The 21,114-nt window shown below is 67.4% G+C and carries 16 protein-coding genes; 1 reads left to right on the plus strand and 15 read right to left on the minus strand.

The features are described from left to right. From AC6EI8_RS12795 to AC6EI8_RS12805, 3 genes are all read right to left on the minus strand, one after another. Nucleotides 1-292: hypothetical protein (locus AC6EI8_RS12795; RefSeq protein ID WP_498382079.1), on the minus strand; the 292-nt coding region annotated here is incomplete at its 3' end. Between the two features lie 60 nt (nucleotides 293-352). Then, nucleotides 353-883, minus strand: a complete 531-nt coding sequence (locus AC6EI8_RS12800; RefSeq protein WP_226106460.1) for a nucleoside deaminase — start codon at nucleotides 881-883, stop codon at nucleotides 353-355. Between the two features lie 71 nt (nucleotides 884-954). After that, nucleotides 955-2,367, minus strand: coding sequence for a nucleobase:cation symporter-2 family protein (locus AC6EI8_RS12805; RefSeq protein ID WP_498382080.1), 1,413 nt, complete (start codon nucleotides 2,365-2,367; stop codon nucleotides 955-957). Nucleotides 2,368-2,548: 181 nt separating this feature from the next. Here AC6EI8_RS12805 and AC6EI8_RS12810 point away from each other — a divergent pair, with 181 nt between their 5' ends. Beyond that, nucleotides 2,549-3,463, plus strand: coding sequence for a LysR family transcriptional regulator (locus AC6EI8_RS12810; protein WP_498382081.1), 915 nt, complete (start codon nucleotides 2,549-2,551; stop codon nucleotides 3,461-3,463). 127 nt (nucleotides 3,464-3,590) lie between these two features. Here AC6EI8_RS12810 and AC6EI8_RS12815 read toward each other — a convergent pair whose 3' ends face one another. The 12 genes from AC6EI8_RS12815 to tssB form a co-directional block, all read right to left on the minus strand. Next, entirely contained in the window at nucleotides 3,591-4,406 is an 816-nt protein-coding gene (locus tag AC6EI8_RS12815; protein WP_498382082.1) for an energy transducer TonB family protein, read from the minus strand. Between the two features lie 76 nt (nucleotides 4,407-4,482). After that, the gene (locus AC6EI8_RS12820; RefSeq protein ID WP_498382083.1) at nucleotides 4,483-5,415 is read right to left on the minus strand and encodes a DUF6708 domain-containing protein; all 933 of its coding nucleotides are present in this window, start codon (nucleotides 5,413-5,415) and stop codon (nucleotides 4,483-4,485) included. 1 nt (nucleotide 5,416) lies between these two features. After that, a complete protein-coding gene (locus AC6EI8_RS12825) occupies nucleotides 5,417-8,143 on the minus strand; it encodes a T6SS effector BTH_I2691 family protein (RefSeq protein WP_498382084.1) in 2,727 nt (908 codons plus the stop codon). After that, entirely contained in the window at nucleotides 8,140-9,015 is an 876-nt protein-coding gene (locus AC6EI8_RS12830; RefSeq protein WP_498382085.1) for a DUF4123 domain-containing protein, read from the minus strand. Before AC6EI8_RS12830 ends, AC6EI8_RS12825 begins: the two co-directional genes overlap by 4 nt. Further along, nucleotides 9,015-11,846, minus strand: a complete 2,832-nt coding sequence (locus AC6EI8_RS12835) for a type VI secretion system Vgr family protein (RefSeq protein WP_498382086.1) — start codon at nucleotides 11,844-11,846, stop codon at nucleotides 9,015-9,017. Before AC6EI8_RS12835 ends, AC6EI8_RS12830 begins: the two co-directional genes overlap by 1 nt. Before the next feature lie 46 nt (nucleotides 11,847-11,892). Then, nucleotides 11,893-14,658 (minus strand): type VI secretion system ATPase TssH, encoded by a 2,766-nt coding sequence (gene tssH / locus AC6EI8_RS12840; RefSeq protein WP_498382087.1) that lies wholly within the window; start codon nucleotides 14,656-14,658, stop codon nucleotides 11,893-11,895. Between the two features lie 20 nt (nucleotides 14,659-14,678). Continuing rightward, nucleotides 14,679-15,905, minus strand: coding sequence for a type VI secretion system baseplate subunit TssG (gene tssG, locus AC6EI8_RS12845; RefSeq protein WP_498382088.1), 1,227 nt, complete (start codon nucleotides 15,903-15,905; stop codon nucleotides 14,679-14,681). After that, entirely contained in the window at nucleotides 15,869-17,722 is a 1,854-nt protein-coding gene (gene tssF, locus AC6EI8_RS12850; protein WP_498382089.1) for a type VI secretion system baseplate subunit TssF, read from the minus strand. The genes tssG and tssF overlap by 37 nt, the downstream gene beginning before the upstream one ends. A gap of 128 nt (nucleotides 17,723-17,850) precedes the next feature. Beyond that, nucleotides 17,851-18,324: a type VI secretion system baseplate subunit TssE gene (gene tssE, locus AC6EI8_RS12855; RefSeq protein ID WP_149318824.1), complete on the minus strand. Its 474-nt coding sequence runs from the start codon at nucleotides 18,322-18,324 to the stop codon at nucleotides 17,851-17,853. Nucleotides 18,325-18,422: 98 nt separating this feature from the next. Further along, nucleotides 18,423-18,926, minus strand: coding sequence for an Hcp family type VI secretion system effector (locus tag AC6EI8_RS12860; RefSeq protein ID WP_006577978.1), 504 nt, complete (start codon nucleotides 18,924-18,926; stop codon nucleotides 18,423-18,425). A 99-nt stretch (nucleotides 18,927-19,025) separates the two neighbouring features. Continuing rightward, a complete protein-coding gene (tssC, locus tag AC6EI8_RS12865) occupies nucleotides 19,026-20,513 on the minus strand; it encodes a type VI secretion system contractile sheath large subunit (RefSeq protein WP_149318825.1) in 1,488 nt (495 codons plus the stop codon). Further along, the gene (gene tssB / locus AC6EI8_RS12870; RefSeq protein ID WP_149318826.1) at nucleotides 20,506-21,027 is read right to left on the minus strand and encodes a type VI secretion system contractile sheath small subunit; all 522 of its coding nucleotides are present in this window, start codon (nucleotides 21,025-21,027) and stop codon (nucleotides 20,506-20,508) included. The genes tssC and tssB overlap by 8 nt, the downstream gene beginning before the upstream one ends. Between the last annotated feature and the right edge of the window lie 87 nt (nucleotides 21,028-21,114).

Below are 21,114 nucleotides of genomic sequence, written 5' to 3' on the forward strand. Positions count from 1 at the left end.
TCGGCGGCACGGTGGCCGGTGTCCCAGGCGCACCGGGGGCGCCCGGGGCGGCGGTGGGCGTCACGCCGGCCATCGTCGCGGTCAGCGCCTGCCAGTCGGCCTTCGTTATCTGCGTCATGCGGGCCGCATCGGGCAGCCCGAACACGCAGATCTCGCCGCCGGGCAGCTGGCAGAAGCGCTCGGCCGGACAGCTTTTCAGTATCTGTGGAGTCTCTCCCGTGCCGCAGCGCGCGCCGGCGCTGCGCAACACCTGCAAGGTGACGTCGGGATGCTTGGTCAGTTGTTCCGGCATGGTGCCTCCCGCTGGCTACGAGTGACAAACAGGCAGCAAGCGCGAGGCCCCTGCCCCGCCTTACTTCCAGAACCCAGTATGGGAGCGCGCGGCTTCGTCTTCCAGCATCGGGCCGTGCACCTCGATATGGCGCTGCCCCCGCACGAATACCTCGCGGCACGGCAGCGAGAAGGTCGGATTCTCAGGGTGGTCGCCGGTCAGCCCCAACAGCGTGTGCTCCGACAGCGCATAGACGACGCGGCCGATATTGCACCAGTAGATCGCGCCGGCGCACATGCAGCAGGGTTCGGCGCTGGTGTACAGCGTGCAGCGGGCCAGTTGCTCGGGGCTCAGGCGCCTGGCGGCCAGCGCCGCCGCGGCCAGCTCCGCATGCTGGGTCGGGTCGCCCTGCGGCGGCATCGAGTTGTTGCCCGCCGAGGCGACGATATTGCCGTGCTCGTCCGCCACGATGGCCGCGAAGGGATGGCGGCCGTTCTGCTTCGATTCCTCGGCCAGCGCGATCGACTGGCGCAGCAGCCGAAGATCGAGCTCGGTCAGCTTGTCCGTGGTGATGTGGCCATGGGTGTGGGTCTGGGTGTCGATGGCTGGCATCGGACGATTCTCCTGCGAAGTGGGCGCCCTGGTGGCGCGATGCGATGGCGGCCGGCATGGCCGCGTTGGGATCAAGGCTGGGTGGTGGCGACGGCGTCGGCATGCCCGCCGTCGAGCGCCGCCACTTGCGCCGTCCCGCGGTTGAGCAGCAGATTCAGCAGCACGGCCGTGATCGCCCCGAGGAAGATGCCACTGTCGAGCACCAACTTCAGCGGCCCTTCGACGCGCTCGAACAGCGCCGGCAGCGACATCGGCAGCACGCCCACGCTGACGGATACCGCGACAATGATCGCGTTGCGCGTACCGTCGAACTTCACGCGTGACAGCTCCTGGATGCCGGCCACCGTCGTCATGCCGAACATCACGATCGCGCAGCCGCCCAGCACCGGCCGCGGTACCGAAGCAATCAGCGCGCCAAGCTTCGGGAACAGGCCCATCAGCACCATGATGGCGCCCGCCGATGCCACCACATAGCGGCTCTTGACGTTCGAAAGCGCGATCAGCCCCGTGTTCTGCGTGAACGCGTTATAGGGAAAGCTGTTGAAGACGCCGCCCAGCATGGTCGACAGCCCATCGGCGCGGAAAGCATCGCCCAGCGTGCGCTGGGTCGAGGGACGGCCGACGATGGTGCCGATCGCCAGCACATTGCCGGTGGTCTCGGCCATGATCACCAGCATCGCCAGCAGCATCACCAGCGTCGGCATGGGGGCGAACGACGGGGCGCCGAACGCGAACGGCGGACTGATTTCGAACCAGGCGGCGCGCCCGACCGCGTCGAAGCTCGTCATGCCGCAGGCCATCGCGATCGCGGTGCCCGCCAGCAGGCCGATCAGCACCGACAGATTGCCGATAAAGCCGGAGAAGCGCGCGTAGACGAACAGCGTGATGGCGATCGTCGCCAGGCCCAGCAACAGATTCGGCGTCGCGCCGAAGTCCGGCGCATCGGGATTGCCGCCTCCCAGCCAGATCGCCGCGGCAGGCATCAGCGTGACACCGATGATCACGATCAGGCTGCCGATTACCACCGGCGGAAACCAGCGCAGCAGCCGGCTGAACAGCGGCGCAATCGCGATGGTCAGCGCGCCGGCGGCGATCACCGCGCCGAACACGTGGCTGAGCCCGTATTGCTGGCCGATCAGAATCATCGGCGCGATCGCGATAAAGGAACAACCCTGGATCAGCGGCAGGCGCGCGCCAAAGCGCCAGAAGCCCAGTGTCTGGATCAGCGTCGCGATGCCCGAGGTCAGCAGATTGGCGTTGATCAACGTGACCATCTGCTGCTGCGTCAGGCCGAGCGCGCTGCCGAGGATCAACGGCACCGCGACGGCGCCCGCGTACATCACCAGCACATGCTGCAGGCCGAAGCTGGCCAGCTGCCGCAAGGGCAATCGTTGATCGACCGGGTGGACGGCCGGCTCCTTGGCCGGGTGCGCGGCGGGGTTCTGCTGCATCGGGTCGGGGTGCGCCTGCTGCTGCGAATTCATCGTGGTCTCCTCCGTCTGGTCTGTGGTCCCGCGCTTTTTGCGCCGGCCGGATCGGTGCGCCATAATCCGGCGGGTTTGCGCGGCGGGCCAAATCGGCAGCCATCGATTTTTTTGATAGGCAGTTTTTTGACAGGCAGTTTTTTGACAGGCAGTTTTTTGACAGGCAGGAGCCAGGCCCGCGATGCGCTATTCGCTAGATCAGTTGGAAATGTTCACCCTGGTGGCCAGCACCGGCTCGTTCTCGGCCGCGGCCCGGCAGTTGCGCAAGACGCAGTCCGCGGTCAGCACCGCGATCGCCAATCTGGAGGCCGACCTCGGCCTGGTACTGTTCGAACGCGGCGGCAAGGCATCGACACTGACACCGGCCGGAGAGAAGCTTCGCAACGAAGCCGAATTGGTGCTGGAGCGCTGCCTGCAGCTGGAAGCGCATGCCAACGAGCTGGGCGAACGCGTCGAACCGGCGCTGACGCTGGCGATCGAGGTCCCCTATTCCACCTTGATGCCGCCGCTACGGGACTTCGCCGAACGCTTCCCGCATGTCGACCTACAGATCCGCCATCCGCTGCATGGCGATGTCGCCGAACTGCTCGCGCGCGGCGAAGCGGACCTTGGCATCGCATTCTCGCAGCCGGCGTACCCGCGCGATCTGGGCTTCGCGCAGATGGGCAAGCTGATCCTGTCGCACGTCGCGCACCGCGACCATCCTCTTTCGAAGCTGAAGCGCGTCGACTTCGCCGACCTGCGCGCGCATCGGCGCCTCGTGTTCAGCGGTCACAACCACAAGCTGCCCAGCAGCGAATACCTCGATGCGACGCGCTGCTGGCAGGCGGAAAGCTACTCGGCGCTGCTCGAGCTGGCGCGCACCGGCCTGGGCTGGACCACGCTGCCGCGGCAACTGATCCTGTCCGAACTGGCATCAGGTGAATTGGTGGAACTGCCGCTGACCGCCTATCCGTACACCGACTGGCTGGTCGGCGTGGATCTGATCTGGGCGAAGGCGCATGTGCTCGGCAAGGCCGGGTTGTGGCTGAAGCGGCGGCTGGGCGAGCACAAGGTGTTCGAGGTGGACCGGGAGGGGAAGAGGACGACGCTGTAGTCGGCGCCGTCATTGGTAGTGCGACGCGCGCTTGCCTGCCGTATTGGCGCTACTCCTGATCCGCGCTGCCCACCGTATCCGCGCTACCCCTGACCCGCGCTGCCTTCCATGCCCGGCCTACCCGCCGTTACCCGCCAGCGCGAACTACAAACGACTGCGTCGTCGTAAACGGCACCAAGGTCCCGCTACCCCGAGCCGAACAACGCATGCCGTTCATCGCCCGGCGCGCCGCGCTGTCGACCGGCCGAAAGCCCGACGGTTTTTCCACCGAGGTGCGGGTGACGAAACCATCCTCGCCGATCCAGACCCGCACGGTCACGGAGACCGGCTTGTCAGGCAACTCGCTGACCAGGCTCAGGCGCGGCTGGGAGCAGCCGACATTGGGCGGCAGCCCTTCCCGATAGCTGACCGGCGCGGACGCCGCGGGACGCGGTGAGGTTTCTTCATTGCGGCAGATCGCCTGCTGTTCCTCGAACACCTTGCGCACCGCCTGCAGCGTCTTCGGTTGCGTGGCAGCGCCGGCGGACCACTTCGCCGCCAGCGGCGCCGGCAAGGCCTTGCCGACCGCCGCGGACTCCTCGGGCGTCAACCGGAAAACGAGATTGCCCGATGCCAGCCGCTCGGCACGCGCCTGCTGGATGCGCTTGCCTTCCGGCGTATCGAGGAAGCGCGTCAGGGCAAGGAATTCCTCCCTGGAGAAATCCTCCGCGAGCGGATAGCCGATCCGGTTGGCGACGGTGCGCGGCTCCATCGCCGACAGGCAGGCGGCGCGTTGCGGCGCGACCTTGTCGCCTTGCTGCTTCAGCGTGCCCTTCGCGGCGGGGATCACTTCGCCGGTGGCGACGGCTTCGGAGACGCGCTTGGCGGCCAGTTCCAGCGCCGCGCTATCGGTACCCGCGGCACCCGCGGCGTCCGCCGCGCCCGCCACACGTGCAACGACCATCAGGGCCACCGCAGCCGTCAGCGAGGCCTTCCATCCGGCGCGCCGCGACGCCCCGAAATCGCCCGCGACCCGGCGATCAGCGCAGATGGCGCGGATTGATGCTTGCATCCTTGACATAGGGATCGTCCTTCGAGACCGGCGCGGCCTCCTCGATGTTCTTGGGCCAGACCGGCACGCGGCAAGTCGCCATCACCAGCGCGCGGCTGCACGCCAGCAGAAGATTGAACGGCCACATCAGCCAATAGATCGGCGCGGAACCGGCGTCGTTGGCGAAGACACGTTCCAGGCCGACGCGAAAGCGCTCCCGCCGCCCGTCGATCGGCACACAGTACCGGATCCGCTCGATCACGTCCTTCGGCCCCTCTTCCATATACCGCCGCAGGAATTCCCAGTGCGCCTTCAAGCGCTGCGGATCGACTTCCCACAACGAGAACGCGAACTGCTCGCGCACCGTGACGCCGTCGCGATCCAGCACCAGGCCGCGGATATCGCGCACGGGCTGAACCGAGCCGGAACAGCGCCCCAGCGTGAAGAACACATCGTCCCAGCGCACGCTCAGGATGCTGCCATCCAGCCGGAACACATGCAGCATCCGATTGCGCCGATCCAGCCGGATCGGATAGTGCGTGTAGCGCCCGAGTTCCCGGCGCGCCATCCATACCGACAGCGCCACGATCGGTGCCATCACGAAGGCCACGAACGCGAGGAAGGCGGCGACGGTACCCGGCGTGTACAGGCCCAGCGCCAGCGGCCGCTGCGCGGCCAGGCTCATCGCGACGAAACCGCCGACGCAGACGGCGATCACGACCAGCGCCATCAGCGTCAGCGCACCGCGGGAATCGTAGTAGCGGTCGACCGAATCCAGATAGCTCGAATTGATCTTGATCACGCAGAGCTGATCGTGCGGTTCGACCTGCAGACGCTGCCCCTGGCGCAGGCGGTGAGCGCGCTCGTCGTCGTCGACTGGCCGGTTGACGCGATACTTGCGCACCAGTCCCGTGAAATCCATATCAGTCCTTCGTGGCCAGCTTCAGCTCTTCCATCTCCTCTTCGACGTCCCCGTAGCGCTCGTCGCTGAGGCTGCCCCAGTAGCAGCGTTCCAGCCAGTCCTGGATCTTGTCGTCGGCAAGCCAGGCGATCAGCCCCGCGATCACGAACATCACAATGGCAATCACGATGCCCCAGCCGGTCATGCCGACATAAACGGCCCAGACCATCAGCAAGCCCACCGCCGCCGACAGTACGTAGAGACCGCCGACGACGACATTGCCCTCCGAGAATTCGAGCCGTGCCTGGTTCAGGTCGAGCACGGCGATGATGACGCCGCCGACCGCGGTCGCACGGCGCCCCAGGCTCTCGAGCATCTTGGCCAGCGACGCGTCCAGTGCGCGGCCGAACTGCAGGCCGAATGTGACGCGCGCCTTGGCGACCTTCGACACCAGCTCGATGATGCCGCCCGCCACGCCGACGACCCCGCCGAGGATGCGCCCCCAGGTATCGGCGACCTTGTGGTTCATCGAATCGTCGCTGTCGCTCCACAGCTTGATCAGCAGGACGATATCGAGAACGGATGAGGCCGCGCCGACGCGCACATCGGTATTGATGACGCCCTTCCAGGCGCCGGGCAGGCGCATCAGCGCATACTGGTTCGGCAGTCGCAACGAGCGCGCCAACCATGCCGTACGCTGCGCCTTGGTCAGACCGGAAGGCATGCTCTTCAGATGACCGGGATCGACCAGCACCAGGAACGATTTGCTTGTCGTGCCCTCCATCGGCAGCCCGTGCACCTCGAGGCGCCGCAGTTCCAGCTCGACCGGGTCGTACAAGGCCCGGCGCGACGGCACATCGTGCCCCGCCTCGGCGCTCAGGTTGCGGATCTTGCGAATCAGCTCGCGGCGGAACGTCCGGTAGTCGCCCTGGACCTGCAGCGGCACCATCGCCTTCCTGGACAGCATGCCGAACAGAACGGCGATGCCCTTGATGGGACCATCGGCGGTCGCCTTGCTCAGCGCCCACGCCAACGGGCCGTTGATGCCAAGGATGAAATTGGCGATCAGGCACGAAGCCGTGCCCGGGTTCGACACGCGCTGGAAGGCAAAGTCGTAGACCTTGATCAGCGAAGGCCAGGACAGGTTCCACGGATCCACGCCGCTCGACGACGCCTTGGCGGCCGCCGCGAGCACCTCCTGCTGATTGAAGCCAAGCGCGCGCAGCAGCAGGTTCTTCTGGTCATCGGGACTGCCCTCGAGCCATTTCTTGTACAGCTCGAAGCAGACCGGCTTGTCCTGCGTGTTCCCGATGCAAAGCATGACCGCGCCGGTATAGGCCTCGCCGCTACGCATATTCGTCTCGTCGTAGTTGCAGGCGAACACATTGGCCATGGACTCGCTCTCCAGCCACGCACGGTGCGCCCTGGCGAGCGGATCGATCGTCTTCTTGTTGAACCCGTCCAGTGCCCGGTCGAATGCCTTCTGGAAATCGTCGCGCGCCTTCTCGTCATAGCGCTTCGCGCCGGTCACCATGCGCGTCTCGTACTTGGTCCACGAGTTGCTGCGCGCCTGGTGCAGGCGTGCCTTCGGCACGTCGCGGTAGGCCTCAGCGACACTGCGATTGCGCGCCTTCTCGGGCTCCCCGAGCAGCCATTCGGCCAGCATCTTGCCGGCCGCCATGGTCTCGGGGCCCGCACCGCCCGGAATCGGCATCGCGTGTGGATCCGCGGTTCCGTAGATCTCGACGTTCTGGGCGCTCTCCTCGGCCGCACGCATGACCTCGAGTTCGGCATGGTTGCCGATCGACTCGCGAATCGACATGATAGCCTGCGACACGGCCAGCTTGCGCGCGCGGTCGGGGTCTTCGTAGAGGAAGTCCTCGTAGCACTGGTGCATCAGCGGGTCGAGTTCGGAGGCGATGCCGACCGGGTCCCACAATGCCGCCAGGGCCGGCCGATAGGGCTTGGCAGCCGCCTCGGCCCATTTGAGCAGATCGGCTTCCTGCTCCTTGCAGGCGTTGAAGTCGTGCGGCGAGAAGCTGAAGGCAGGATAGGCCTTGACCACGATGGTCGGCAGCGTGATCGCGTCCGGGTGGCTTTCCGACATGGGGGCCGCGGGCGTTTCCTCGACCGTCGCGCCCTCCGCACGGAACTCGGCCACCAGCTTGCTGGCGTCCGTCAGCGGGGCCACGTGCGGCAAGGCCGCGCCGCCGCCGCGCCATTTGTCGATATCGACCCGGCGCATATGCTTTTCGCGCCAGGCCTGGCGCTTGTGCCGTTTCTTGACCTCGTCGGTCCACATCACGTCCGAGAAGCCCATCCAGACCGGTCCGGCGACATGGGCGTCCTTGACCGTGATGCAACGCGCGATCACCGCATCCTGCTTGTTGCTGCAGGTGAACTCGATGTCCTCGGGCAGCGGCGGCGCCGGGTCGTTGAAGTCGAATTCATACAGGTAGCCGGCCTCCGTCACCACGTAGGCGGACCACAGGCCGCGCTTCTCGTTGAAGACGTAGAGGTAACCCGCGCGGAGCAGCCGCAGCGTGTAGCGCGCCACGTCCTCGGGCAACGGGATGGCCGTCACCTTGTCCCCGAACTGCGGATCCAGCACCGGCGGCACCGGCCCCAGCGGCCGGCCGCTCTTGCTCTTGCCGGTGCGGCCGATCGCGTACCGGACGGGCAGGATCGGCAGGCCTTCCTTGTCGCAGAACGGGCATTTGGACGCTTCCTCGATGGCGGCTGCGTTCATGTCGCTTTTTCCCATAGTCGATCGTTGTCGTGCGTCCCGGTCGCAGGCGGAACGCCCAGCGGGTCGTCGGTCAGTTCGGCACAGGCACCGACGTAGCTCAGTTCGCCGGCCTTTGCCCTCGACAGTGCTGCCCTCAGGGCGGGATGCGCCTCCGGGCGGCCTTGCATCGCCACGCACTGGACCGCGTAAAGCCGGCGGTCCGCTTCATCGCGCAAGCCGTGCCCTTGCGTGGCCTCGACCAGCGCGTCATCCAGCTGGCGGCCCAGCGAAACGGCGTCCGTGCACGGCCAACCGCTTCTGACCAGCGTTTGCAGGCAGCCGTTGACCAGGCTCACGCGACGCAGCGGCCCGATCTGGATGGCCCGGACCCGCAGCGGCAGATGGGGATCGTGGCTCGACAGGCGCAGACGCCGCTGTCCGGTCGGATCGACCCAATGCCACTGCGCGACCGGCCCCATCAGGGCGTCGAGTTGCGCGTCGTCGAGGATGCCGAGCAATTGCGTCATCACGCGCGGATCGGTGAAGCGCAGCAGAAAGCGGCCGCCGTCCGGCACGCTCAGCAGCTGCGCCGTACCGAGGTGATGGGCAAGCCGTTCGGTCGAATGCTCGCTGACCAGGCAGGCGCTGAAATACGGGCGCCGGTAGTCCTCTTGCCAGCGCAACGCCGCATCGATCAGGCCGATTCTTGCCTGCCGATCCAGCTCCGCCAGCGCCAGCAGTGCCGGCATCAGGTGCGGCTGCACGTCGACGCCGCGAGGAAGGAGCGGCGTCACCGGATACGCCGCCACGGCCTGCCGTCCCAGCTGCAGCGGGCTCAGCACGACGTGCGTGAAATCGTCCAGAAAGCGATGATGCAGATCGAACATCGCCATCAGCCCAACGGCACCAGCGCATCGCCGGCGGCTTCCGCGCCGCGCGTCTTGAACTCGCACAGCCCCAGGTCGCCCTTGGCCAGCGAATTGCTCGCCTCGCCGCCCCCCGGCCCCACAAACCGATGCCCCGCCCCCTTGAACTCCACCTTGCCCGGCGCGTGCAGTTCGATCTTCCCGCCCAGCACGCGAATCTGCGCCCCGGCGGCGTTCAGCAGCACGTGCTGCTTGCCCTCGACCGTGACATTGGCCTGCGTCGAGGCGATCGTCACCGTGCGCTCGGCGGCGTAGCGGCTGGCGCCGGTCAGGCTGGCGACTTCGACCTTGCCGGTGGCGGCGTGCAGGGCCATGCCGTTGGCGTCGCCGCCCTTCTGCGCGGCCTGCGTTCGCTGGCCACTCGACGCGGAGCCCAATACCGAGCCCGATCCGGCGCCCGCCCCGGAACCAGATCCCGCCGATCCGCCCTGCCCGTCGGTAAACAGGCTCAAGCCATCGGCCACCGCGACGGCCAGGTTGCCTCCGGCCGCCAGATTGACATGCTCCCCCGCCACCAGCGTCGCATTGGTGCCAGCAACCAGTACCGCATCGGCCGGCGTCGACAGCGCCACGCCCTTCGGGCCCGACACAACCAGATGCGGCTCGCTGTAGGCGATCGCCGAACCGCCATCCTCTGCCTTCGCCTCGGTCCGCAACACTTCAGCGCTGCGCTTCAGCGATTCGAGCGCCGGCAGCGTATCGGCGGCCGGCTCGCCTGGCAGCGCGGCCTTCTGCTTGGCCGCCTGCTGTGCCAGCGTGCGGGCGAGCTCCAGGCTCTCTTCCACCTGCGTCGCGGCCTGCTCGCTCTGCAGCAGCGGTTGCGTGACGCTGCCGTCCTCGGCGGCGATCAGCAGGCCGGAACCGGCGCGGACGCTGCCGGAGGCGTCGGTGGCAAGCGCCGCGCCGTGGCCCAGATCGGCCTCGCGGGCGTTGTCGCGCTGGAACAGGTGGTGGCCGAGCGTCAGCGACGTCGCGGCCTGCGTGGTCGACAGCAGCGTGCGGCTCTGGCCCTCGGTGTCGTCGAACACCAACTGGTTGTAGCCGCCGTTGCCGGTCTGGCTGGCGGACAGCGCCTGTGTCTTGATACCGGACAGCACGGCGTTGTGCGCGTGCGCCTTGTCGTTCTTGCCCTCGCCGGCGAACCACGCCGGCGCGTTGCCGGTCGCGTTCGCGGCGCCGGCTTGTTGCTTGTTGATCTGCGCGTCGGTCTCGCCGGCGCCGTTGTAGGCCGCGCCGACGACCACCGGGCGGTCGATATCGCCATTGACGAACTCCACCACCACTTCCTGGCCGACGCGCGGCAGCGCGACACCGCCCCAGTTGTCGCCGGCCACCGGCGTGGCGACGCGCAGCCAGCAACCCAGCGCCGACTCGGCGCGGGCGTTGTCGTCGCCGGCCGGGTGGGATTGCCGGCTGGACGAACGCCCGCCGCGCTGCCAATGGAACTGGACCTTGATGCGGTGATCGCGGTCGGTATGGATTGGCCCGCCGTCGCCCACGACCAGCGCGGTCTGGCTGCCGCGCACGGTCGGCCGCGGATGCAGCAGGCGGCCGTCGTCGCCGCGCAGCGCGGGCCGGTAAGGCACGCTGGCGCGCACGGCGGTGAAGCGGTTGCGGTACAGCGGCAGGGTTTCGTTGTTCCCGGCGGGGGCGAGACCCGTCAGCGCCAGCAGGGCCTGGCCGAAACCTTCGTTGAAGTTGTTGCGCGCCTCGTGCGTGACCGACAGCACCACGAAGCGGCGGCCGTCTTCCTCGTCGCCATCGTGCTCGTAGTGGTCCAGCAGCGAGAACGTGGTGGCAGGCGCCAGCGTGCGGACCGTGCCGCCGCCATGGAAGGCCTTGTTGCGGACCTCGAGCGATTCCATCGCGATGCGCGAGATGCGCTGCGCCTGCTCGGCATCCTCGAAGGCGTACTGGCCGACGTAGTCGGTGTCGGTCAGCGGGCTGGCCTGTTCGCCATTGTCATGGTGCGTGCTCAGCGTCGCGCTGCGCAGCGAGGCGGTGCGATAGTCCCAGGTCGCCAGCTCGACCGCATTGGTCTGCCATTGCCGCTCACCCTGCCATTCGGTGATCACGTCCTCCGAGGCGGTGGCATCGGCGCGGCCGAAGCGGATGCTGGCCTGGGCGTTGTCCTTGAAGACGTCGTTGCGATCGGCGATCACCATCCGATGCACGCCGAGGGCATCGCCGTCGGCCGCCTCGTGCTCGAAGTAGTAGAACAGCCCTTCCTCGGCCAGCAGCCGCGTCACAAAGTCGAAATCCGACTCGTCGTACTGCGTCACCACGCTGCGCTTCGGATAGACCGCGGTGTCGGCCACCGCCCAGCGCCATTCCGGCACCAGCTTGCCCTGCCCGCGGTAGTCGCCGAGCACGCTGTCGACGACCTCGATCACCGACATGTCCTGGAACAGGAAGCTGTCGCGCCGATGCCGCAGGAAGGCCAGCCACGGTTCGATCACGAGCCGGTAGCGCGCCAGGCCGCCATTGGCGCCGACGCGCTCGAACACCGTTACATGCCCGTGCAACGCGCGCGGCTTGTCGCGGCTGAGCTGCGTCAGCAGATCGATGCGGACCGGCTGCCCCAGCAGGGCGGCCGGGTCCAGCCTGGCGTCGTCCGACAGCGCCGACAACTCGATGCGGAAGCCGCCGCCATCGAGCTGTTCGCGCGCGAGCAGACGCTCGGCAAGCAGCACGTCCTCGCCCAGCGGCGTGGCGAGCCGCAGCAGCCGGTCGTGCTGGCGGAAGGCGGCGCGCAGTTGCGCCGCCAGTTCATGCGCCATATCGGTCAGTACGCCCATCGCTGCCTCGACTGTGAGTGACGGAGTCAATTGATTTCAATGGATTTCAATTGACCTTGTAGCGGAAGCCGCCGTTCTTGTTGACGCCCACCTTGATCTTCTGGATCGCCTCGCCCTGCGCCATCTTCGCCAGCACCGACTGCGCGATCTCGGGCAGCAGCGTGCCGTTCAGGATATGGTCGACCGCGCGCGCGCCGGTATCGACTTCGGTGCAGCGCTGCAGCACGGCCTCGGTCACGGCCGCATCCCATTCGAACGCCGCGCGGTGGTTCTGCTGCACGCGCTCGCCGATGCGCCGCAGCTTCAGCTCGATGATCTCGACCAGCGTGTCGTCGCTGATCGGGTAGTACGGCACCACCTTGGTCCGGCCGATAAAGGCGGGCTTGAAGGTCTTGTACAGCGTCGGGCGCAGCGCCTCGGTCAGCGCGTCGGCATCCGGCAGTTCCTCGGCGGACTTGTTCAGGCACGCCTGCATGATCGAGGCCGAGCCCGCATTCGAGGTCAGGATGATGATGGTGTTGCGGAAGTCGATGGTCCGGCCCTCGGCGTCCTCCATCCAGCCCTTGTCGAAGACCTGGAAGAACATCTCGAGCACGTCCGGATGCGCCTTCTCGATTTCGTCGAGCAGCACCACGCTGTACGGATTGCGCCGCACCGCCTCGGTCAGCACGCCGCCCTCGCCGTAGCCGACATAGCCCGGCGGCGAGCCCTTGAGCCCCGACACGCTGTGGGCCTCCTGGTACTCGCTCATATTGATGGTGATCAGCTTGCGCTCGCCGCCGTACAGGATGTCGGCCAGCGCCAGCGCGGTCTCGGTCTTGCCGACGCCGGACGGGCCGACGAACAGGAACACCCCGCGCGGCTTGTGCGGGTCTTCCAGATTGGCCGCCGCGGTACGCACGCGCTGCGCCACCGCTTCGAGCGCGTGCGGCTGGCCGACCACGCGTTCCTCGAGCAGCTGCTTCAGGTTCATCACCGTATGCAGCTCGTCCTTGACCATGCGGCCCAACGGAATGCCGGTCCAGGCCGAGACGATCTCGGACACGACCTGGCCGTCGACCTGGATCGGCACCAGCGGCTTTTCGCCCTGCAGTTGGCGCAGTTCGTCCTTCAGGCGCGACAGTTCGTCGGTGGGCGCGATCGGGGCGGCCGGCGTGGCGGCCTTGCGGCGGCGGCCGGGAGGCGCGATATCGCTGTTGGCGGCGACCGGTTCGGCTTCCTCGGCTGCGGTGTCGACGGTGTCGGCGCCGGTGTTGCCGACCGCGGCCGCATCGCCCGCACGCGCGTCGCGCGAACGCAGCAGTGCGACGATCTGCTCGACCAGTTCGCGCTCCCGTGCGAGCCGTTCGTTGCCGGCGGCAATGCGCTCGCGCAGCGCCTGCTCCTGCTTCTGCAACTCGGCCAGCCGCGCCTGGTGCTGTCCGCCGGTCGACAGCTCGCGTTGCAGCGCGCCGATCTCGACGGTCAGGCGCTCCAGCGCCTTCTGGTCCTGCTCGATCTCGGCGGGCGTCGCGCTCTGCGCCAGCGCCACCTTGGCGCAGGCGGTGTCGAGCACGCTGACGGCCTTGTCCGGCAACTGCCGGCCGCTGATATAGCGGTGCGACAGCCGCACCGCCTCGGTGATCGCTTCGTCCAGCACACGCACGTCGAAGTGCCGCTCCATCAGGCCGACCATGCCGCGCAGCATGGCCGAGGCCAGCCCCTCGTCCGGTTCCTCGACCTTGACGACCTGGAAGCGCCGCGCCAGCGCGGCATCCTTCTCGAAGTACTTCTTGTATTCGGCCCAGGTCGTCGCCGCGATCGTGCGCAGTTCGCCGCGCGCCAGCGCCGGCTTCAGTAGATTGGCCGCGTCGTTCTGGCCGGCCTGCCCGCCCGCGCCGATGATCGTGTGGGCCTCGTCGATGAACAGGATGATCGGCTGCGGGCTGCGCTTGACCTCGTCGATCACGTTGCGCAGCCGGTTCTCGAACTCGCCCTTGACGCTGGCGCCGGCCTGCAGCAGGCCCATGTCCAGCGTGCGCAGCGCGACGCCACGCAGCGGCGGCGGCACGTCGTCGGCCGCAATCCGCAATGCCAGCCCTTCGACCACCGCGGTCTTGCCGACCCCGGCTTCGCCGGTCAGGATCGGGTTGTTCTGGCGGCGGCGCATCAGGATGTCGATCATCTGGCGGATCTCGGCGTCGCGGCCGATCACCGGATCGATACGGCCGTCGCGCGCCGCGGCGGTCAGGTCGACGGTGTACTGGTCGAGCGCCGGCGTCTTCGACAGCGCGCCCTGCCCGGACGGCTCCTCGGCCGGCGCGGCGCCCGCGTCCGCAAAAGCCACCGCCTGCTCGGCCTCCTCGGAGCCCTTGGTCAACGCGCCCATCTCATGCTTGAGGCGTTCGACCGGGAACTGCCCAAAGCGCCGGGAGCCGCGCTCGGCCAGCGGCGCCAGGCTGGGCTCGGTCAGCAGCGCCAGCAGCAGATGGCCGGAGCGGATGCGCGTGGTCTGCGAATCGAGCGAGGCGATCAGCCAGGCATGCTCGAACAGCTTGGGCAGCCATGGCGAGAACGCCGGCGTGCGCCCATTGCCGGTCTGGAAGCGGCCGAGCTCCCTGTCGAGGTCGCTCTGCAACGCGGCAGGATCGATGCCGCTGGCCCGCGCCGCGACCGACACGTCGCTGCGCGGATTCTCCAGCAGCGCCAGGAACAGATGCTCCAGGTCGACCTCATAGTGGCCGCGCGCCATGCACAGCGAGGCGGCCCGTTCGGCGGCCTGCCGGCTGGTGGCATTGAGCTTGGCGATCAGCGTCTTCAAGGGGGTGGCCATGATGGCTCGGCTCCGGTCTATCAATGAATGGGCGACAGCGTGTAATGCGCGTCGCTGCGATCCTGCGTGGCGGGACGCGAAACGAGGAAGGTGTCCCAGCCGACGTGGCCGCTGCCCGCGGCGCCGAGCCGGGACCAGGTCACGTCCTGCCGGCGCAGGATCGGCTTGACTTCATATTCGAGCGTGGCGCCGCCCAGCACGGTCAGCATCTTGCGCAGCGCCAGCGCGCCCTCGGCGCCGGGCAGGAAGGCGCGGTACTGCTCGCGCGCCAGCGGACCGATCCACACGCGCACCCGCAGGTCGCGCTGCCAGACGCGCTGCCCGGCCAGCGCGGTGGCACCGAGCACGTTGTTGACGCCGCCCAGGCGCGACCACTGCGATGGCGGCACCCGATACCAGCCGCCGACGAACTGCTCGACGCGGACCGGCACGCGGAAATAATCGGACAGCACCTGCTGCAGATACGACGCCGACATCGGCCGATGGCGCACCGCGGTCGCATAGCCGGCGATCGCCTCGTCGTGGATGGTCCCCGGCGTCTCGCGCAGGCCGCGGCGGACGCCCCCATCAGCCACGCCGGCCAGCGACAGCAGCAGCGGCAGGTAGTGGCGCGTGCGGTCGACCTCGTGCTGGAACGGCAGCCGGTACTTCTTCCACGCCAGATAGAACAGGGCGGCGGCGCGGTTCGAGAAGATATCGAAGAAGGCGCGCGCGGCGCCGTCGCGGCGCAGGGTTTCGCGCTCGGCCACCACTTCGGTGTAATGCAGCGGCAGCGCGCCCTGCCCGCCCAGCATGCCGAAGAAGGCCGGCGTCACCGCCACGTCGTCGAGCGGACGCTCGGCGATCGCCTCGGCGAAGGCCGCATCGCTGTCGAGCGCCTGCTGCGCGATGCCGCCGGCCTCGATCTGCACGATCTCGCTGGCGGGAAACGACAGCGACAGCGCATTCGGAAAGCGCACGCGCGTGGCGAGCTGGTGTTCGGGGGTGTCGGCGACACGGGCGACGGCATTGCCGTTCGCGGCGCCGTACGCCGCGCCGTTTGCGCGATTCGCCACGCCGTTCGCCACGCCATTCGCCGCGCCGTTCGCCACGCCATGCATGCCGCCATTGGCACCGCCCTGCGCCCTGCCCTGACGCGCGAACTGGATCTGCAGCAGCCGCACCGCCTGGAAGAACTGGAAGCGATACGGCTGCCGCAGCAGCCGGCGTATCACACCAGGATCGATTCGCCGCTTCGGGGAGCGCATTGGATCAATTCCTTGCCGGTGCGGCGCGAGACGGCGACGAGCTGCACAAAGCTGTTCAGATGGACGTAAAGGCCGAAGAAATGGTCCATCACGCGGATGAAGCGGTGCAGGCCGGTGCCGACGAAGGCTTCCTCGTCCAGCGTCAGGCGGACCTGCAGGCCGCGCACGAACGTTGCAAACGGCTTGCCCGCCAGCCATTGCGTGCTGGGCTGATAGTCCAGGCCGACGATGCCCTCGATCTGGCGCGCCGAGATGCCGCTGCGGGCCAGGTCGTGCAGCCGCAGCATCTCCTTGAGCGCCGGCAGGCCGTCCTGCACCAGCGACAGGTGGTTCAGCGCCAGCAGCGAGATCAGGCGCCATTGCGCCGCGCGGCCGCCGGGCAGCCGCAGCGACGGCGTCGGCTTGCGCAGGAACGTGATCTGGCGCGCGATCGAGGTGCCTTCCATGGTCAGATCGCCGTCGGCATGGCCGAACGACAGGCTGGCGGGGAGATCGCGATTGGTGCAGGTGACGTCGATGCTCAGCGTATCGGTCTGCGGCTGCGCCGGATCGAAATCCAGGTCGACGATCGAGATCTCGGTCTCGTAGCCCGGGCTGCGGCGTGCCACCAGCTCGTCGCGGCGCGCCAGCCAGAAGTGGCCCGCGCGGTTCGGATCGTCGGCGTGATGCAGCGAATAGAACGGCCGGAACTCGATCACGTCGTTGCCGTTGGCGGTCTCGCGCACCAGATGGACGCGGTCGATCGAATAGATGTCGTAGCCGTGCGCACGGCGGCCGTCGGCCACCACCGGATAGGCGCTGGCCGTATGTTCGATGCGGATCGGATCGGCCTTCTGCGCGAACAGGTTGACCACCGGCGTGCAATGCAGCCGCAGATGCTCGGCCTGCAGGCTCTCCAGCAGGCGCGCGGTGTGCGAGTCGCTGCGGATGTCCGTCATCACCAGATGCAGCTGCAGGCGTCGGGTGTTGCCGCCCGCCGCCCCCAACGCACGGCGCAGCGCCGCCAGGTCGATGTCGACGAAATTGAATTTCTCGGCGAAGGCGAAATGCTCGCTGAGCAGGCGATAGGCCGGATGCGAGCGCGCCGGCGTCTCGATCAGCGCCTCGTCGGCGGCAAAGCCTACCTCGCGCAGCGGCACGCCGGACAGCCGCTGCCAGACGCCGGGCCGCGGGCCCTCCAGATACGCCGCCGCGGTATGCAGGAACAGCGCGTCGCCGAGCGCGGCGACGAAGGACGGCTCGCCGTCCAGATAGACGCGCAGCGTATCGAGCGCCAGCGTGTCGAAGCCGCCCCGCTCGCCCTGGTATTCGAGCGAAATCGTCAGCGCCCCGGTCGCGCCCTTGGGCAACACGGTGGCAGCCGGGGCCGCCGCCGCGCCCCGATAGCTGGCCTCGGCGATGCGGACCGGGGCGAACGTCACGTCGTAGGCAGTACGGAAGCGGCATTCGACCCGGTTGACCGGGCGGGTGCTCAGCATCGTGCCGCGCGGCACCGTCATCGGCGCGGACAACTGCGCGGCCGCGCCACGGACATCGAAATGCGCGATCGAGCAGGACGGAAACGGCCGCAGGTAATGCGGATACATGACCTCCAGCAGCGCTTCGGTCAGTTCCGGGTAATCGTCGTCGAGCTTCTTGCTGATGCGCGCCGTCAGGAAGGCGAAGGACTCGACCATCCGCTCGACGTGCGGATCGTCGCAACCGTCGGCCGACATGGCGAGCCGCCCGGCGATCTTGGGATATCGCTCGGCGAAGTCGCGCGAATACCGGCGCAGATACGCCAGTTCACGCTCGTAGTAAGGCAGTAGCTCTTCCATGGCTGCTCGGCGGTCGGTGCGTGGCGGTGGCGGATGGGATCGGCTCGGGCATGGAGGCTGGCATGAACGCGGGCATGAACGAGGGCGTCGAGCCCGTCAATGTCCCGGCCATGCGCGTGCCCGCCCTGTCAGGTTCGTCCGCGTGTCACCGAGTACTGCAGCGTCGACGGCTGCAGCAACGCATCGAAACTGACCGGCTCCCGCGCCGGCCCGACCAGCAGCATGGCGGTAATGCCGAAGCACAACGCATTGGTGTTGCGCTCGCTGACATCCAGCGACACGGTGACATTGCGCAGCCGCGGTTCGTGGCGCTCGATCGCCTTGGTCAGCGACTGGCAGATGTAATTGCGGTCGTAGTAGCTGGCCAGACTGAGCCCGGCGAAATCGTTGAGCCCGTACGTCAGCAGCGAACGCTTGCACTCCGGCAGGCCGCCCAACTGCGCTTCGTCGATCACGATGCGCGTATTGAGCAGCGCCTCGATGTCGCGCGCGACCGTCGACTTCAGCTCCTCCAGCGTCAGCTGCCGCATCGCGGTGGGCAGCGGCGCGTGGGGCTCGTCGTCGAACAGCTTGTCGAGCAGACTCGGTTCGAAACCTTTCATGGCAAGCGCCGGCACCCCGGCAACGGGCGCGTTGTCGCGCCGAATCGCCAGGATGCCGGCATCCGCATCAACCGATCATCGGCTGACCAGGAACGGCATCAGACCGAGTAGGTCTTGTCGTTCTTGGTCAGGCTCCAGGCGCCCTGCGAGTTGCCGCCCTGGTTGCCGCCGATCTTCTGCTGGGTGTACTTCCACTGCACCGCGGCGTACTTCAGCGAGAACTTGTCGGTCGGCAGGCCTTCGGCCGCGACCTTCGCGTCCACCGCGCCCAGGATCGCGTTCTTCAGCTTGATTTCCAGGTACTTGACGCGCTTGCCTTCGCCGTCGGCGCGCATGAAGTCGATCGTGACCTCGTCGAAGGTCGTGCCGCCAGACGCGTGCTGATACAGCAGCGGGCTCACCACGTCCATGTCCTTGGTAAAGATCATTTCGCCGTGCTCGCAGCGCTCGGCCGTGTGACCGCCCGCGGTCGAAGCGGTCGCCGAACGCGGCTGCTTGATGTTGTGCTCCCAGCTGAGGACTTCGATCCAGTCCTTGTGGTCCTTGTCCTGGGATTCACCCTTGATGGCGGGATTACCGAACTTGACGTAGATATCCTTCATGAGACCCTCGTTGAGATAGTGGCTTTGTTTTCGCCTGGTAAGTACTGCTGCCTCGACCGCCGGACGCCGGCACGAACGCCGGCGCCCGACGGCAACCGGTTACGAGTTGGCGGCCTGCGGCAGGTCGGCGACCAGGCGCAGCGAAATCGACAGCTCGTCGAGTTGGAAATGCGGGCGCAGGAAGGCTACCGATCGGTAAGCGCCGGGCTTGCCCGGAATTTCGGAAACCTGGATCGACGCTTCGCGCAGCGGAAACTGCGCCTTCTGTTCCTGGCTGGCGTTGTCGTCCAGCAGAACGTATTGCGAGATCCAGCGGTTCAGGAAACTTTCGACGTTCTGGGCCGAAGCGAAGCTGCCGATCTTGTCGCGCATCATCGCCTTCAGGTAATGGGCGACGCGCGAGACCGAGAAGATGTACTGCAGCTGGGCCGACAGCACCGCGTTTGCATTGGCGCTGTCGGTGTTGTACTTCTTCGGCTTCTGCACCGATTGCGCGGCGAAGAAGGCCGCATAGTCGGAATTCTTGCAATGGACCAGCGGGATGAAGCCCAGGTCGCTGAGCTCCTTCTCGCGGCGGTCGGTAATCGCGATCTCGGTCGGGCACTTGAGCGCGATCTCGCCGTCGTCGGTCTTGAAGGTGTGGGTCGGCAGGTCTTCCACCAGGCCGCCGCCCTCGACGCCGCGGATCGCCGCGCACCAGCCGAAGTCCTCGAACGCGGCGGTCAGGCGCGCACCGAAGGCCCAGGCGGCGTTGCACCACAGGTACTTGCTGTGGTCGGTGCCGTCGACGTCCTCGACGAAGTTGAAGCCCTCGACCGTGGTGCCGTCCTTCGGGTTGTACGGCAGGCGGCCCAGGAAGCGCGGCATCGTCAGGCCGACATAGCGCGAATCCTCGGATTCGCGGAACGACTTCCACTTGGCGTATTCGACCGTGTCGAACACCTTGGCGAGGTCGCGGGGCTTGCCCAGGTCGGCGAACGACTCCAGGCCGAACAGCTCCGGCGACGCCGAGGCAATGAATGGCGCGTGCGCGGCCGAGGCGACATGCGACATCTGCTCGATGAAGTAGATGTCTTCCGGCTGGCGCGTGATCTCATAGTCGCCGATCAGCGCGCCGAACGGTGCGCCGCCGAAGGTGCCGAACTCTTCCTCGTAGACTTTCTTGAACAGCGCGCTCTGGTCGAAATCGATCGCGGTCTTGAAGTCGCGCACCAGGTCGCGCTTGGTCGCGTTCAGCGCCTTGATCTTGATCATCGTGCCGGTCTGCGTTTCCTTGACCAGGTACGACAGGCCGCGCCAGGTGCTTTCCAGCTTCTGGAATTCCGGGGCGTGCATCACGGCGCTCAACTGCGCAGAGATCAGCCGGTCCAGCTCCGCCACGCGGGCATCGAGCGTGGCCGACAGGTTGTCCGACACCACCACGGTGCCGTCCAGCACTTCCTTGACCAGCTCGCCGATGATGTCCTTGGCACGCGCGTGTTCGGCGTCCGACTTGGCGACACGGCTCTGCTCGACGATCTCGTCGAGCAGGCTGGCATTGGCAACGGGCGCCGCCTGCGCGGCGACTGCGGCTTGCGTCTCAGGCATCCTGACCACCCTTCGGTTCATTGCCGCCATGGCCGAGCTGCTGCAGCTTCTCGGTATTGGTCAGCACTTCGCTAAGCAGATCTTCGAGCTTGTCGTTGCCGGCAAGCTTGTTGCGCAGGTCGGCCAGCTTCGAACGGGCCTCGAGCAGCTTGCGCAGCGGCTCGATCTGGTCGACCACCGCTTCCGGGCTGAAGTCGTCGAGCGAGCGGAACTTCAGGTCGACGCCGAACTTGCCGCCGTCCTCGGACAGCTTGTTGGGCACCTGGAAGGCCGCGCGCGGCTCGACCGCCGACATCACGTCGTCGAAATTGTCCCGATCGATATTGACGAACTTGCGGTCGCGCAGCTTCGGCAGCGCGACTTCGGACTGGCCGGACAGGTCCGCCACCACGCCGACGACGAAGGGCAATTCCTTCTGCTCGATGGCGTCGCCCTTCTCGACGTCATAGGTGAGCTGCACCCGGGGCGGACGCACCTTCTGCAGACGCTTTTGCACGCTTTCCTTCTTGGCCATGCGGATTCTCCGGTTGTTCCGGTCGTGTGTTTGTCGGGAAGTCGGGACGTTTGGGACGGGGTCGCCCGACTGTCGCTCAGCTGTCGC

The organism is Cupriavidus sp. R6-3, assembly GCF_059772245.1.